The following is a 13,419-nucleotide window of genomic DNA, read 5'->3' as shown; positions in this document are numbered from 1 at the left end:
GTCATTCCCCTTCCCCGTCCACCGCGCGTGGCGTACGCGCGTTCGTGGCCGGCGCTGCCGACTTCTTCGCCGGCGTCGTCTTCCGGGCCGGTGCCGTCCGCCGCGGAGGAGCCGCCGTCTTGACCGGGGCCGTCTTCCTCGCAGGAGCCGACTTCGTCACCGAGGGCGGCGCGGTGCCCGGCTCCCCCGTCTCACGCCCGCGTTCGCGCTCCTCCAGGTACTCCAGCTGGGTGATGACCTCCCGCAGCTGCGCGTGCACGCGGCCGAGCTGGCGGGAGATGTCCCGAGTGTCCTTCAGCGTGCTCAGCCCGACGAAATGCAGCGTGCGATTCACCGTGCCGTAGATCTGTCGTCGCACGCCCCGGCTGACCTTGGCCCCGAGCGACATCGCGTCGGCGAACTGCCGGGTGTCGATCGCCTTCTCCATCGGCTCGCCGACCGCGCGCTCTGCCTTGTTGAATGCCTGCCGCCACAGCGGCACGTCGTTAGCTGCCATCGCTCCACCCTTCAATAGCGTCGGGTAAGGCGACTATCGCACAGGATCGCTCGGTTCTGTGCGGTTCCGGGCTGCTCAGCTGCTCTTGCCGCTGTCACTGCCGAACAGCCGGATGGGGGTGGCATTGGTCTCGGCGATGTGTGCCCGCAGGGTCTCGGTGAACCCGCGCGCGTCGCCGGCCCGAAGCCGATCGACCAGGCGTTGGTGCTCGGCGATGATGTCGGCGCAACGCTTCAGCAGCCGGTCTCCGGACCCGAACAGGACGAACCGGTGGCGATCCGACAGCCGGTCGTAGAGCTCCAGCATCACGGCGTTGCTGCCGGCTTCGATGAAGGACCGATGGAAGCGCAGGGTCAGGTCGATGAACTGCCGGAGATCACCGGCCTCGAAGGCGGCGCGCTGCGCCTCGACGGAGTCGGCCAGCGGACCCGCCAGCTCGCGGCGCCGTGCGGGGGTGGCGCGGTCGATCGCCGTCGTCTCCAGGACGAAGCGCGCGTCGGCGAGCTCGGCGGCCGTCCGATCGGTGACGCCCTGCACGAGCGCGCCGCGCTTGGGGTAGACCACGATCCACCCCTCGTCCTGCAGGCGGGCGAGCGCGACTCTCACGGGCGTTCGGCTCATCCCGAGCTCGACGGCCAGCGCCGCCTCGCCGAGCATCGTGCCAGGTGCGTACGTGTGGTCGAGGATGTGACCACGGAGCTGCTGATAGGCGCGCTCCGACGCGCTGGGATCTGCGCTGGCCATACCGATCCGCTCCTCGCCGTCCGTGGGGCCGGTCCGGCCGCGGGGCTAGCCTACCGGCTCCGACAGCGCGGGCGACCCGGCTGCTGCGCCGCCCGGCAGTACGCTCCCCCGCGCGCCGCCGCGCAGCGCCCGGGCGCCGAAGAGGAGGGTGATCAGCAGGACGGCGGTCGCCATGAGATTGATCCACAGGAAGCCGCCGGCCGCCTGGACCGCCCCGGCGCTGGCGGCCATCACGGCGCCACCGAGGTTCATCGCCGAGTCGGAAGCACCCTGCAGCGGGACTCGCGCCTCGCTCGGGACGGACGCCGTGAGCAAGGCCGAGCCGCCGATCAGGAACATCGACCAGCCGACGCCGAGCAGCAGGAGCGCCGTGGTCAGCAGGCCCATCGACGACACCGGCGCCGTCGCATCGATCACGCCGAGGGCGATCGTCACCGCGAAGACGGCCGCCCCGCAGGCGATCACGACGAGCGGCCCCCAGCGGTCGGCCGCCCACCCGAAGATCGGCGACAACGCGTACATGCCGGCGATGTGCACGCTCACGACGATCCCGATGGTGCCGAGCGCGAACCCCTGGTGGTCCATGTGCACGGGCGTCATGACCATGACGTTCGTCATCATCATCTGGCCGGTGACGATGGTGACCATCGCGAACAGCGCGACTGGATGCGCCAGCGCATGGCGTAGGGCGGCCCCGAGCCGCAGCGGTCGAGGCGCTCTCCCGCCGGGCTCGACCGAGGCGCGGTTCATCGACGGTTGCGTCCTGGTCTCGCGGCCGAGGGTGGCGGCGATCAGGGACGCGATCGCGAAGGCGCTCATCGAGATCACGTACGGTCCGGCGAGCGGATTCAGGCCCAGCGCCGCACCCAGCCGCGCTCCGGGCTCGGTGATGTTCGGACCGAGCACCGACCCGACCGTGGTCGCCCAGACGACGATCGACATCGCCCGCCCGGCGCCGGCGGGAGGCACGCCGTCGACCGCCGCGTAGCGGGCCTGCAGACCCGCGGCCGTGCACGACCCGGACAGCATCATGCCGAGCATAAACAGCGGCAGGAGCTGCGCGGCGACCGCGATGAGCACGATGGCGGCACCGAGGACGCCGAGACCGAAGCCGAGGCTCAGCGCGACGCGCCGCCCACGCCGTCCGGCCAGCGCGGCGAGCGGATAGGCGACGAGGCCCGCGCCCAGGATCACGCTCATCTGGGCGAACCCGGCCATCGCGGTGGAGCCGGAGATCTGCTCGGCCAGCAGCCCGCCCACCGCGTAGCCGGAGGCGATACCGGCACCGGAGAACAGCTGGGCGGCGACGAGCTTGCGTCGGGAACGGGTCGTGCGGGTCACGCGGCACCACCTACGTCGATTCGGGTGGCGGCCTCGATCCGTCCACGACCAGACGTAGAATACATGTTGGATGCAACAGATCAAGAGGCACGCGCAGCCAGAATGCCGGACGTACCGCCCTCAGCGCTGGGATTCGACGATGCGGCGAAGCGCGTCGAGGTCGCGCTCCACCGCGGCAGCATCGCGCTCGAGCTCCTCGTCGGTCATGCCCAGCTGGCGCACGGTGAACAGGACCTCCGCGCCGTGCGGGTGCGCCACGACCCGCATCGGGTTCAGCACCCTCTCCCCCGTCGGCAGCACGACCTCGTGGTCCAGGATCCCGTGGTCGTTGCGGGGGACGAACCGAACCCGCACCTCGCCCATCGGCGAGCAGACCACGAGGTCGTCACCGTCGCGCCGGACCTCGGCCGCGGCCAGCCCGGCAGCCCACCTCGGCAGGTTGTCCGGGTCGGCGGCATAGCGGTAGACGGCCTCCGGAGACGCGGCGACGACGCAGCTCAGGTGGCGCGACCGCATCACGGTGTACCGCCCGCCGCACGCCTGGCCGTCCAGCCGGCAACGGCGACGACACGAAGCACCAGGATCCGGTCGAACGGTGCGTCGCGATACTGCTCGAACCGCTCCGCGAGCCTGCTCGACAGCCGGTCCTCGCGGATCGCTCCCGGGGTCGGATCCCACCGCAGCGTCGCGCGCACCCACCACAGGCGGCTCCAGTCCGAGCGGTCCCAGTGCTCGACGAGCAGGCTCGCGCGAGGATCTGCGGAGAGGTTGCGCTCCCGCTGCAGCAGACCGGCCCGCTTGCCTTTGATCCGGTCGATCGGGATGCCCACCGCGCCGCCGTCGACGGCGTACACGACGGGGACCGTGTCGACGCCCCGCTCGGCATGCACCGTGCCGAGCACGCCGTGCTCGGCCGCCTCGAGGCGGCCCGTCGCCGCCGTGTCGCTCAGCCGCATCGGCATGCCACCTTCCCGGTCACCGATCAGAGGTCGAGGTCGAACCGCACGTTGACCCAGCGGTAGGCGTGGCAGCGCGGGCAGCGCATCAGCGACGGGTAGTCGGGGCGCAGGAACGGCACGTGGACGCTCGGCACGGCCGCGAACATCAGCGCGAGCAGCCCCATCCGCGAGGGGGTGTGGCACGCCGAGCAGTCCAGCACGAACCATCCCGCGTCGAGCGCGCCGGACGGCGGCTGGTCCGGCACCTCCGGCGCCGGAGCGGTCGCCACGACCGCGGGCTCGGCACGGTGAGCCGGTGCGACGTCCTCGGCCGCGTCGACCGGCAGGGTCTCCGGCTGCTCGGTGAACAGCGCCGCCCGGGCGTCCTTGCGACGCGTCGGGGCCGCCTGGCCGCCGCGCCCGAGCCGGCCGAAATCGGTGTGCTTCGCCATCATCGTCCCTTCCGTCGGCCGCCGGCCAACGCCTCTGCGTGCTCGCGGTACGCCGCCGCGCCTCGGGTGCGGCCGCCGCCGGACCGCAGGATGGACCGACCGGCGGCCGGCGCCTCGGCGAACCGTATCGACCGCGCGATCGGCGGCTCCAGGACGGCGACGTCGTACCGCTCGGCGACGTCCGCCAGGACGTCCCGCGAGTGCGTCGTACGGCCATCGAACATGGTGGGGATGACACCGCGCAGCCGCAGAGCACGGTTGGTCATCTTCCGGACGTCGGCGATCGTCTCGAGCAGCTGCCCCACGCCGCGGTGCGAGAGGGTCTCGCACTGCAGCGGCACGATCACCTCGCCGGCCGCGGTCAGCGCGTTGACGGTCAGGACGCCGAGCGAGGGCGGGCAGTCGAGCAGGATGAAGTCGTACGCCGCGCCGGCCTCGGCGAGATCGTCGAGCGCGGTCCGCAACGCGTACTCGCGGCCGGTGCGGGTCAGCAGCATGGCCTCGGCCGCCGCCAGGTCGATGTTCGCCGGCAGCAGATCGGGGCCGTCCTCGGTCGTCACGATGGCGTCGGCGGCCCCGCGGCCCCCGGTCAGCACCTCGTGCACGGAGACCTCGAGGGCGTCCGGGTCGGTCCCGAGCGAGAACGTCATGCACGCCTGCGCGTCGAGGTCGACCAGCAGCACTCGGAAGCCCAGGTCGTGCAGCGCGACACCGAGCGAGATGGTCGTCGTCGTCTTCGCGACGCCGCCCTTCTGGTTGGCGATGGCGAAGATGGTCGGCGCCTTGGCGGCCATGGGGCTCCTCGAACGGGACGGGCGAAGCGAAGTCGGCTCCAGTCTCCCCCGCGTACATCGCGATCTCCAACCACGCCTCGCGTGATCTCGCTCGCGCGCAGTGCAAGACTGGCCGCATGGCCAGAACTGTCGCAACGAACACGAAGGTGGACCTCACCGGGCTGCTCGACTTCGTCCGCCCACGCCACCACATGATCTGGGTGACCGAGCGTGCGGACGGCCGTCCACAGCTCTCCCCCGTCACCGGCGGGGTCGATCACGAGGGACGGATCATCTCCTCGACCTACCCGGCGCGCGCGAAGACGCGCAACGCCGAGCGCCGGGCGCGCGGCTCCGTGCTGGTGCTCAGCGACGAGTTCCAGGGACCGTGGGTGCAGATCGACGGCGACCTCGAGGTGCTGCACATGCCGGAGGCCGAGGACGCGCTGGTCGACTACTACCGCTGCCTGGCCGGGGAGCACCCCGATTGGGCGGAGTACCGCGCGGCGATGCGCGTGCAGAACAAGTCCCTGCTGCGGCTCACCCCGACCCGGTGGGGGCCGCTGGCCACCGGGGGCTTCCCGGCGGATGTCGCGGAGCGGCTCGACGCCTTGGATCAATAGTGCTTGACTGACGACCACCGACGTCAGGAGTGACCGTGACCACACCGCAGCTCCCGGGTCGTCTCGGCGACCCGAACCGCACCATCGCCACCGACCCGCGGATGGATCCGCGCATCCTCGCCACTCTCGCCGCGGTGGGGCTGGACACCAACGGCGAGCCCCCGCCGTTCGGACCGGACGCGCCGACCGAGCAGGTCCTCGGCTTCGTGGACGCCGCGGAGGTCGGCTTCGCGGGGCTGTTCGCCGGCATCTTCGAGAAGGTGCCGCCGGTGCGGGGCGTCGTCCGCGAGACCCGGACGCTGAGCGGGGACGGCGACAACGAGATCACGCTGTACATCCACCGGCCGGCGGACGCCGAGGGGCCGCTCCCGGGCGTGTACCACATCCACGGCGGCGGCATGGTGCTGCTGGCGGCGGCGAACCCGGAGTACGTGTGGTGGCGCGACCGCCAGGCCGCCGCGGGCATGGTCGTCGTCGGCGTCGAGTACCGCAACGGCGCCGGCGCACTCGGCCCCTACCCCTACCCCGCGGGTCTCGACGACTGCGTCGCCGGCCTGCGTCACACGCTCGACCACGCCGACGAGCTCGGCATCAGCCACCTGATCGTCTCCGGAGAGTCCGGCGGCGGCAACCTGACGCTCGCGACGGCGATCCGGGCCGACCGCGAAGGCTGGATCGACCGCATCGCCGGCCTCTACGCCGAATGCCCCTACATCTCCGGCGCGTACGACGACCCGCCGGCCGAGCTCACCTCGCTGTTCGAGAACAACGGCTACTTCCTGCGTACCGACATGATGGCGTTGCTGGTCGCGGCGTACGACCCGCAGGGGGCCAACCGGACCGAGCCGACCGCGTGGCCGTGGTACGCCTCGTCGGAGGATCTCGCGGGCTTCCCGCCCACGGTCATCTCGGTGAACCAGCTCGACCCGCTCCGCGACGAGGGACTGAGCTTCCTGCAGAAGCTGTGGGCGGCGGGCGTGAGCGCGCGCGGCCGCATCGTGCCTGGCACGACCCACGCGGCAGACCTGCTCGTCGCGCCCGCGAGCGCTCCGGAGGTCAACGACTCGACGGCGGAGGACATCCGGGCGTTCAACTACTCGCTCGGACGCTGACGGGCCGCCTCCGTGGACCGCAGCCCGCGCCTCGACCACGTCGGCATCACGGTCGCCGACCTCGACGCCGCGACGGCCTTCTTCGTGGCGCTCGGCCTCGAGGTCGAGGGGCGGACCGCCGTGGAGGGGGCCTTCCTGGACACGGTGACCGGCATCCCCGGCGCGCGCACCGAGATCGTGATGCTCAGCCCGCCGGGGGGTGGCAGCTCCGTCGAGCTGTCGAGCTTCGAGCGGCCCGCGCACGTGCCCGGCGACCCCGACGCGATGGCGACCTGGCTGGGCATCCGGAGCGTCGCGCTCGAGGTCGACGACATCCAGGAAGCCGTGGACCGCGTCGGAGCCGATGGGTACCGGCTGGTCGGCGGGATCGGCGAGTACGGAGGCATCTGGCGGATGGCCTACGTGCGCGGCCCCGAGGGCATCATCGTCGCACTCGCGCAGCGGCTGGGCTGAGCGCTCAGCCGCGCGCCGCGGTGTTCACGAGCGCGCCGAACACCGCCGGCAGGCGTTGCGCGGCAGGGACGATCAACCGCCGCGACGGCGGGAATCGCGACGCCGCCAGCAGCCCGCCGGTCAGCAGGCTGCTGCGGCGGACAACGCGCCGCCATCGTCGTTCGTAGTCCCGCAGCGACCCCCGCCGCAGGGCGTCGACCAGCTCGGCGGCCTGCGCGAAGCCGACGCTCAGGCCCTCGCCCGTCAGCGCGTCGACATAGCCGGCCGCGTCGCCGACGAGCGCGACGCGGCCGCGGCTGCGGGCGAGGGTGCGCTGGCGCAGCGGCCCGGCACCCCGAGGGCGTCCGGCCTCCGCCGCGACCAGCCGCTCCCGCAGCTCGGGGAACCACGCGAGCTGCGTCGCGAACGGCGCGCGCCGGGCACTGAGCACGGCGACGCCGACCAGGTCGTTCGCGACCGGCGTCACGTAGGCCTCGGCATGCCGCGCCCAATGCACCTCCACCAGCTCGCTCCACGGCGGTACCGCGAAGTGCTGCCGCACGCCCCACCGGCGTCCACCCCCGGCAGCCCGCACACGAGGGTCGCCCGACCCGAGCCCGGAGAGGCGGCGGAGCGTCGAGTGCAGGCCGTCGGCGCCCACGACGTACGCCGCGGTGCGGGCGGCGCCGTCGCGCAAGTGCACGGTGACCGCGCTCGGCCCCGCGACGACGCCGACGACGGTGCCGCGGCGGACCGGCACGCCGTGCTCGGACGCCGCGCGATCGAGCTCCGCCATCAATACGGTGCGGCGTACGCCCCGGCCCGGGCCGCCGCGGAAACGAGCTTCGGCGGCCTGCTCCCCCGCCTGGTAGCGGATGCCGCGGATCGGCATGCCGGGCGGGTCGATCCCGAGAGCCGCGAGCCGGGCGACGCCGGCCGGCATCAGCCCCTCGCCGCACGCCTTGTCGATCGGCGGCCGGCGGGCCTCGACGACCTCCGCCGACAGCCCGGCGCGGGAGGCCAGCAGCGCGGTCACCAGCCCGACCGGTCCGCCGCCGACGACGAGCAGGTCGACGCTCATACCAGCTCGCGCAGCGCCGCACGCTCCGCCGCCAGCCGGGTCCGCAGCAGGACCGCGTTGAGGACGGTGAACGCCAGCGCGGTCATCCAGGCCGAGTGGACCAGCGGCAACGCGGCGCCTTCGGCCACGACGGCGACGTAGTTGGGGTGCGCGACGAACCGGTACGGGCCCGAACCGACGCGCCGGGCGCCCGGCACGACGACGACCCGCGTCGTCCACTGACGCCCGAGAGTGCTGATGCACCACCAGCGCAGCAGCTGCGCCAGCAGCACCACGACCAGCGCCACCCAGCCCCACCAGCGGAACGGGCGATCGAGCAGCCACACCTCGGCGACCGCGGCCACCAGCAGACCGGTGTGCAGCACCACCATGAACGGGTAGTGGCCACGCCCGGACTCGACACCGCCACGCGCGAGCGACCACGCCGCGTTGCGCGAGCTGACGATCAGCTCGGCCACCCGCTCGAGGCCGACGGCCAGCACCAGCGCGGTGAACCACACCTCGCTCACGAGCGGTCCGCCGCCTCGAGCAGCACCATCTCGAGGCAGAATCCGGGCCCCATCGCGAGCATCAGGCCCAGGGCCCCCGGCTCGGGCGGCCGGTGGTGCAGGGTATCGGCCAGCACGTGCAGCACGGACGCCGACGAGAGGTTGCCGACGTCCGCGAGCGATCGCCAGGTGACCGCCAGGTCGCCGCGGTCCAGGCCGAGGGCCTGCTGCATCGCCTCGAGCACCTTGGGTCCGCCGGGGTGTGCGACCCACCAGCCGATGTCGGCGCGGCGCAGGCCGTGGCTCGACAGGAAGTGGTCGACGTCCGGGCCCACCTCGCGGCGCACGAGCTCGGGAACCTCGACGCCGAGCACGATCCGCAGGCCGGCGCCGGTGACCGTCCAGCCCATCGCCTGCTCGGTCCCGGCGTACAGCCTGCTGCGGCTGTCGACGATCCGCACCGGCGAGCGGTCGGCGCGGTCGCCCCCGGTGAGCACCGCGGCGGCGGCACCGTCACCGAACAGCCCGCTGGCGACGAGGTTCGCCGGCGAGAGGTCGTCACGCTGCACGGTCAGGCTGCAGATCTCGACCGCCAGCAGCACGGCGGTCTCGTTCGGCCGCCCACGCAGATGATCGTTCACGCGAGCGACCCCGGCGGCGCCGGCCACACAGCCCAGGCCGACGATGGGCAGCCGCTTCACGTCGGTGCGCATGCCCAGCAGGGCGGCGATGCGCGCGTCGAGGGACGGAACCGCGAGCCCGGTGACGGTGGCGCAGGCGAACAGGTCGACGTCGCGCGGCTCTAGGCCGGCCGCCTCGAGGGCCGCACCGACGGCCCGCACGCCGAGCTCGACGGCGCTCTCGATGAAGGCGTCGTTGGCCGCTCCGAAGTCGTCGAGGGCGGCGTACCGCTCGATGGGGAGCGCCGTGCTGCGGAAGTCGACGCCGGCGTTGGCGTGCAGCCGCCGCAGCAGGGTCCGCTGTCTGTCGTCGCAGCCGAGCAGCGCGGCGACCTGCTCGCTCAGCTCGTCCTGCGCATACCGGTGCGGCGCGGTCACGCCGCGGCAAGCGAGGATCCCGGCCAGGGGCTGCTCGGCTAGCCTGAGCGCATGCCCGCCTGGCGCACCGCCCGCCTCGTCGCCGCCGCGAGCCATCCCGGTCCGACCGGTGTGGTGACCGGCCTCGCCGCGCTGCTCGGCTGGACCGCGGGGCTGCGCGGCCGGCGGCTGCTCAGCCTGGTGGGCAGCGTCCTGAGCGGCCAGCTCTCGATCGGCTGGAGCAACGACCTGATCGACGCGCGGCGCGACCGGACGGTGCGGCGCGTCGACAAGCCCCTGGTGACCGACGCCCGCCTCACGCTGCCGGTCGCGGTCGCCTGTGGAACGGCCACCCTGAGCACCGCCGCGCTGTCCGTGCGGGCCGGACGGCGCGCTGGTGTGGTCCATGGTGTCCTCGTCGTCGGCTCGGGGTGGGCGTACAACGTCGGGCTCAAGCGCACGGTCTTCTCGTTCGTGCCGTACGCCGTAGCCTTCGGCGCGCTCCCCCAGGTTGCCACGCTCTACGCGAATCCGTCACGATTCGCGCCCGCCACCCGCTCGGTCGCGGGCGCGCTCCTCGGGGTGGCCGCCCATCTGCTGAACGTCCTGCCCGACCTCGAGGACGACCGGCGGACCGGTGTACGCGGGCTGCCGCACCGGCTCAGCGCGAGGCAGCTGCGCGTCGCGGCCGCCACGTCGCTCGGGGTGTCCAGCGTCGCCGCCCTGGCCGAGGGCGGCCTGACGCCCTCCGAGGTCGCCGGGTGGGGCGCGTCGGCGGCCGCCCTGGGAGCGGGCGTGGCCGTGGGCCGCGGCTCGGTCCCGTTCTACAGCGCGGCCGGCTTCGCGCTGCTCGACGCCGGCGCCTTGCTCCGCGCGGCGCGCAGCACGGCCACCTGACCGCCGTCCCCGTCCTGCCGGAACTCCACGGCGTATCCGTGCCGGTGCGCGAGGTCCGCGACCCTCGGCCACTGGCGCGGGCTCACCTCCAGGACGGCGCACCCGCCGGGCCGAAGCCAAGCGCCCAGCTCCGCGACGATCCGGCGATGGAGCGCCAGGCCGTCCGCGCCGCCGAGCAACGCCCGCGCCGGCTCGTACGATCTCGCCTCGCGCGGCAGCAGCGCGAGCTCCGCGTCCGGGATGTAGGGGGCGTTCGCACTCACGACGTCGATGCGGCCGGCGAGCTCGGCCGGCAGCCCGGTGAACAGCTCGGCGATCCCCACCCACGCGCCGGGCAGGTTGACCTCGGCGCAGGCGATCGCCGCGGGGTCGACGTCCGCGGCGAAGATCCGCGCCTCCGGCCGCGCGACGCGCACAGCCGCGGCGACGGCGCCGACACCGGTGCACAGGTCGGCGAGGACGCCGTCGGCCGGCAGGCCCCGTGCCACGTGCTCGACCAGCAGCGCGGTGCGCTGTCGCGGCACGAACACTCCCGGACGGACGACGAGCTGCAGGCCGCAGAAGCGGACGTGCCCGAGGACGTGCTCGAGAGGCTCACCGGCCACGCGCCGCTCGACCAGCAGCGCAAGCGCCTCGCGATCGGGTGCGGCGTCGCAGAGGAGGGCTGCCTCCTGCTCCGCGTACACGCACCCCGCGGCCCTGAGCCGGGGGATGATGTGGGCGCGCTCGTCCTCTTCGGGGCCCATGCCCCTCACCTTAGTTATAGCAGGTTTTCCGGCGCCTCATGAACCTCGCGATCGTGGTCTATCGTGACCTCTTCAGATCGGAGCCGACGCCATGGATCCCTTTCCCAGCAGCATTTTCAGCCTCCCGGACCGCCTCGCCCGGAAGACCGAGCCAACCCTCGTGGAGACCGACGAACGGCACCTCGCCGCGATCGCGCGCAGCCTGGAGGAGTCGACGGCCACGCTGTCCGCCCGGCTCGCCGAGCAGCGGAAGGTCGTGGCCGGGGACGGACCGGACGCGCTCGAGCGGGACGACGAGATCCGGCACCTGACGGCCCGGCTGCGAACGCTGCGCCGCTACGGGGTCGATCTGTGCCTGGGCCGGATGGTCCTCGCCGGCCGGTCCGAGCCGGTGTACGTCGGTCGCCTCGGCCTCGGCGACGGCAGTGGCCGACGACTCCTCGTGGACTGGCGATCACCGGCCGCCGAGCCGTTCTTCGCGGCGACCCACGCCCACCCCATGGGGCTGCTGAGCAGGCGGCGCTACCGGTGGACGCGCGGCCACATCACCGATTACTGGGACGAGGTCTTCGCAACCGACACCGGCACCCCGCCGGAGGCACTCGACGACCAGTCCGCATTCATCGCCAGCCTCGGCGCGAGCCGCACGCCGCACATGCGCGACGTCCTCGGCACGATCGCCGCAGACCAGGACGCGATCATCCGGGCGCCCTCGGCGGGTGCGCTGGTGGTGGACGGCGGACCCGGCACCGGAAAGACGGTCGTCGCCCTGCATCGCGCCGCCTACCTGCTCTACACCGACCCGCGGCTCGGCCACCGCCGAGGCGGTCTCCTGGTGATCGGCCCTCACGAGCCGTACCTCGCCTACGTCGCGGACGTGCTGCCGAGCCTAGGTGAGGAAGGCGTGCTGACCTGCACCCTGCGCGACCTGGTGCCCGAGGGCGCGCAGGCGTCCACCGAGGACGATCCGGAGATCGTCCGGTTGAAGGGGACGGCCGAGCTGGTGCGCGCGATCGAGAAGGCGGTCGCGTTCTACGAGGAGCCGCCGACCGAAGACCTCATCGTGGCCACCGACTGGGGCGACCTGCGGCTGACCGCCGACGACTGGGCAGAGGCCTTCGATGCGGTGGAGCCGGGCACGCCGCACAACTCGGCACGCGAGACGGTCTGGCAGGCGCTCGTGCAGATCCTGCTGGATGCCTACGAGGGCGACGCGCCGGTGGACGCCGTCCGCGCCCAGCTCGAGCGCGACGAGGAGCTGGCAGCCGCGCTCAGCCGGTCGTGGCCGCTGATCGACGCGGCGCAGCTCGTCGCGGATCTGTGGAGCGTCCCGGCCTACCTGCGCATGTGCGCGCCGTGGCTGACCCGCGACGAGGTGCACGCTCTACAGCGGGTCGACGCCCGCGCGTGGACGTCGTCCGACCTGCCGCTGCTCGATGCCGCCCGGCGTCGCCTCGGTGACCCCGACGAGCCGCGACGGCAGCGGGCCCGCCGGCGGGCGCTCGCCGCGCAGCGGCAGCGGATGTCCGACGTCGTGGAGGACCTCATCAGCGCCGACGACTCGGAGCTGTTGGTGATGCGCATGCTGCGCGGCGCCGACCTGCGCGAGGTCCTCGTCGACGACAGCGGCGTCCGCGCGGCGGCCCCCGACCCCCTCGCGGGGCCGTTCGCGCACGTCATCGTCGACGAGGCGCAGGAGCTGACGGACGCCGAGTGGCAGATGGTGCTCACTCGTTGCCCGTCGCTGAGCCTCACGATCGTGGGCGATCGGGCCCAGGCGCGGCACGGGTTCACCGAGAGCTGGCCGGAGCGGCTGCGCGGTGCGGGCCTCGACGGGGTCCGCGTCCGCACGCTCGGCATCAACTACCGGACGCCGACCGAGGTCATGGAGGAAGCGGCGCCGGTGATCACCGCCCTGCTGCCGGACGCGAACGTGCCGGCCTCGGTGCGCAGCACCGGGCAGCCCGTCGTGCACGCTCCCCGTTCTGCGCTGCGCTCGGTCGTCGACGGCTGGCTGGGCGCGCACGAGGACGGGATCGGATGCGTGATCGGTGATCCTGCGTTCCTCGGCACCGACCGCATCCGGTCGCTCACCCCGCAGACCGCGAAGGGCCTGGAGTTCGACCTCGTGGTCCTGGTCGACCCGGAGCGCTTCGGCACCGGCATCGAGGGCGCCGTCGACCGGTACGTCGCCATGACGCGGGCGACCCAGCAGCTCGTCATCCTGACGTCCGACGACGCGCGTTCACTACGCTGATG

At 73.2% G+C, this 13,419-nt stretch carries 16 protein-coding genes; 5 read left to right on the top strand and 11 right to left on the bottom strand.

All coding sequences use genetic code 11. The features are described from left to right. Position 1: 1 nt before the first annotated feature. From F8A92_RS04305 to F8A92_RS04275, 7 genes are all read right to left on the bottom strand, one after another. Complete coding sequence (locus tag F8A92_RS04305) at positions 2–496, bottom strand: hypothetical protein (RefSeq protein WP_153503679.1); 495 nt, start codon at positions 494–496, stop codon at positions 2–4. A 75-nt stretch (positions 497–571) separates the two neighbouring features. Then, positions 572–1,240, bottom strand: coding sequence for a GntR family transcriptional regulator (locus tag F8A92_RS04300; RefSeq protein ID WP_153503677.1), 669 nt, complete (start codon positions 1,238–1,240; stop codon positions 572–574). Between the two features lie 45 nt (positions 1,241–1,285). After that, positions 1,286–2,581, bottom strand: coding sequence for an MFS transporter (locus tag F8A92_RS04295; protein ID WP_153503675.1), 1,296 nt, complete (start codon positions 2,579–2,581; stop codon positions 1,286–1,288). A 120-nt stretch (positions 2,582–2,701) separates the two neighbouring features. Continuing rightward, positions 2,702–3,097, bottom strand: a complete 396-nt coding sequence (locus tag F8A92_RS04290) for an SRPBCC family protein (RefSeq protein WP_153503673.1) — start codon at positions 3,095–3,097, stop codon at positions 2,702–2,704. Then, on the bottom strand, positions 3,097–3,537 hold the full coding sequence (locus tag F8A92_RS04285) for a PNPOx family protein (RefSeq protein ID WP_153503671.1): 441 nt from the start codon (positions 3,535–3,537) through the stop codon (positions 3,097–3,099). Before F8A92_RS04285 ends, F8A92_RS04290 begins: the two co-directional genes overlap by 1 nt. Positions 3,538–3,563: 26 nt before the next feature. Then, the gene (locus F8A92_RS04280) at positions 3,564–3,974 is read right to left on the bottom strand and encodes a hypothetical protein (RefSeq protein ID WP_153503669.1); all 411 of its coding nucleotides are present in this window, start codon (positions 3,972–3,974) and stop codon (positions 3,564–3,566) included. After that, the gene (locus F8A92_RS04275; protein WP_153503667.1) at positions 3,971–4,765 is read right to left on the bottom strand and encodes a ParA family protein; all 795 of its coding nucleotides are present in this window, start codon (positions 4,763–4,765) and stop codon (positions 3,971–3,973) included. Before F8A92_RS04275 ends, F8A92_RS04280 begins: the two co-directional genes overlap by 4 nt. A 116-nt stretch (positions 4,766–4,881) precedes the next feature. Between F8A92_RS04275 and F8A92_RS04270 the strand changes: the two genes are divergently transcribed. Genes F8A92_RS04270 through F8A92_RS04260 form a run of 3 tightly spaced genes read left to right on the top strand, consistent with a single transcriptional unit; the run spans position 4,882 to position 6,932 of the window. Then, the gene (locus F8A92_RS04270) at positions 4,882–5,367 is read left to right on the top strand and encodes a PPOX class F420-dependent oxidoreductase (RefSeq protein WP_153503664.1); all 486 of its coding nucleotides are present in this window, start codon (positions 4,882–4,884) and stop codon (positions 5,365–5,367) included. A gap of 35 nt (positions 5,368–5,402) precedes the next feature. Beyond that, positions 5,403–6,479: an alpha/beta hydrolase fold domain-containing protein gene (locus tag F8A92_RS04265; RefSeq protein WP_228389188.1), complete on the top strand. Its 1,077-nt coding sequence runs from the start codon at positions 5,403–5,405 to the stop codon at positions 6,477–6,479. 12 nt (positions 6,480–6,491) lie between these two features. Further along, on the top strand, positions 6,492–6,932 hold the full coding sequence (locus F8A92_RS04260) for a VOC family protein (protein WP_153503662.1): 441 nt from the start codon (positions 6,492–6,494) through the stop codon (positions 6,930–6,932). 4 nt (positions 6,933–6,936) lie between these two features. Here F8A92_RS04260 and F8A92_RS04255 read toward each other — a convergent pair whose 3' ends face one another. From F8A92_RS04255 to F8A92_RS04245, 3 genes are read right to left on the bottom strand one after another with little or no spacing between them, the layout of a single operon-like run. Beyond that, complete coding sequence (locus F8A92_RS04255) at positions 6,937–7,992, bottom strand: NAD(P)/FAD-dependent oxidoreductase (RefSeq protein WP_153503660.1); 1,056 nt, start codon at positions 7,990–7,992, stop codon at positions 6,937–6,939. After that, positions 7,989–8,501 carry an isoprenylcysteine carboxyl methyltransferase family protein gene (locus tag F8A92_RS04250; protein WP_153503658.1) on the bottom strand — a complete coding sequence of 171 codons (513 nt, stop codon included), beginning with the start codon at positions 8,499–8,501 and terminating at the stop codon, positions 7,989–7,991. Before F8A92_RS04250 ends, F8A92_RS04255 begins: the two co-directional genes overlap by 4 nt. Continuing rightward, positions 8,498–9,538, bottom strand: a complete 1,041-nt coding sequence (locus tag F8A92_RS04245; protein ID WP_228389187.1) for a type III polyketide synthase — start codon at positions 9,536–9,538, stop codon at positions 8,498–8,500. The genes F8A92_RS04250 and F8A92_RS04245 overlap by 4 nt, the downstream gene beginning before the upstream one ends. 51 nt (positions 9,539–9,589) lie before the next feature. Between F8A92_RS04245 and F8A92_RS04240 the strand changes: the two genes are divergently transcribed. Then, positions 9,590–10,414 (top strand): UbiA family prenyltransferase, encoded by an 825-nt coding sequence (locus tag F8A92_RS04240; protein WP_153503654.1) that lies wholly within the window; start codon positions 9,590–9,592, stop codon positions 10,412–10,414. Here F8A92_RS04240 and F8A92_RS04235 read toward each other — a convergent pair. Next, on the bottom strand, positions 10,342–11,160 hold the full coding sequence (locus F8A92_RS04235) for a HemK family protein methyltransferase (protein WP_153503653.1): 819 nt from the start codon (positions 11,158–11,160) through the stop codon (positions 10,342–10,344). The genes F8A92_RS04240 and F8A92_RS04235 overlap by 73 nt on opposite strands. 91 nt (positions 11,161–11,251) lie before the next feature. Between F8A92_RS04235 and helR the strand changes: the two genes are divergently transcribed. Beyond that, positions 11,252–13,417, top strand: a complete 2,166-nt coding sequence (helR, locus tag F8A92_RS04230) for an RNA polymerase recycling motor ATPase HelR (RefSeq protein WP_153503651.1) — start codon at positions 11,252–11,254, stop codon at positions 13,415–13,417. Positions 13,418–13,419 lie beyond the last annotated feature (2 nt).

Origin of the sequence: Cumulibacter manganitolerans (assembly GCF_009602465.1) — a bacterium.
GTDB classification, from domain to species: domain Bacteria; phylum Actinomycetota; class Actinomycetes; order Mycobacteriales; family Antricoccaceae; genus Cumulibacter; species Cumulibacter manganitolerans.
Note: the sequence above shows the minus strand (reverse complement) of the source record. Positions and strands in the feature narration are given on the sequence as shown.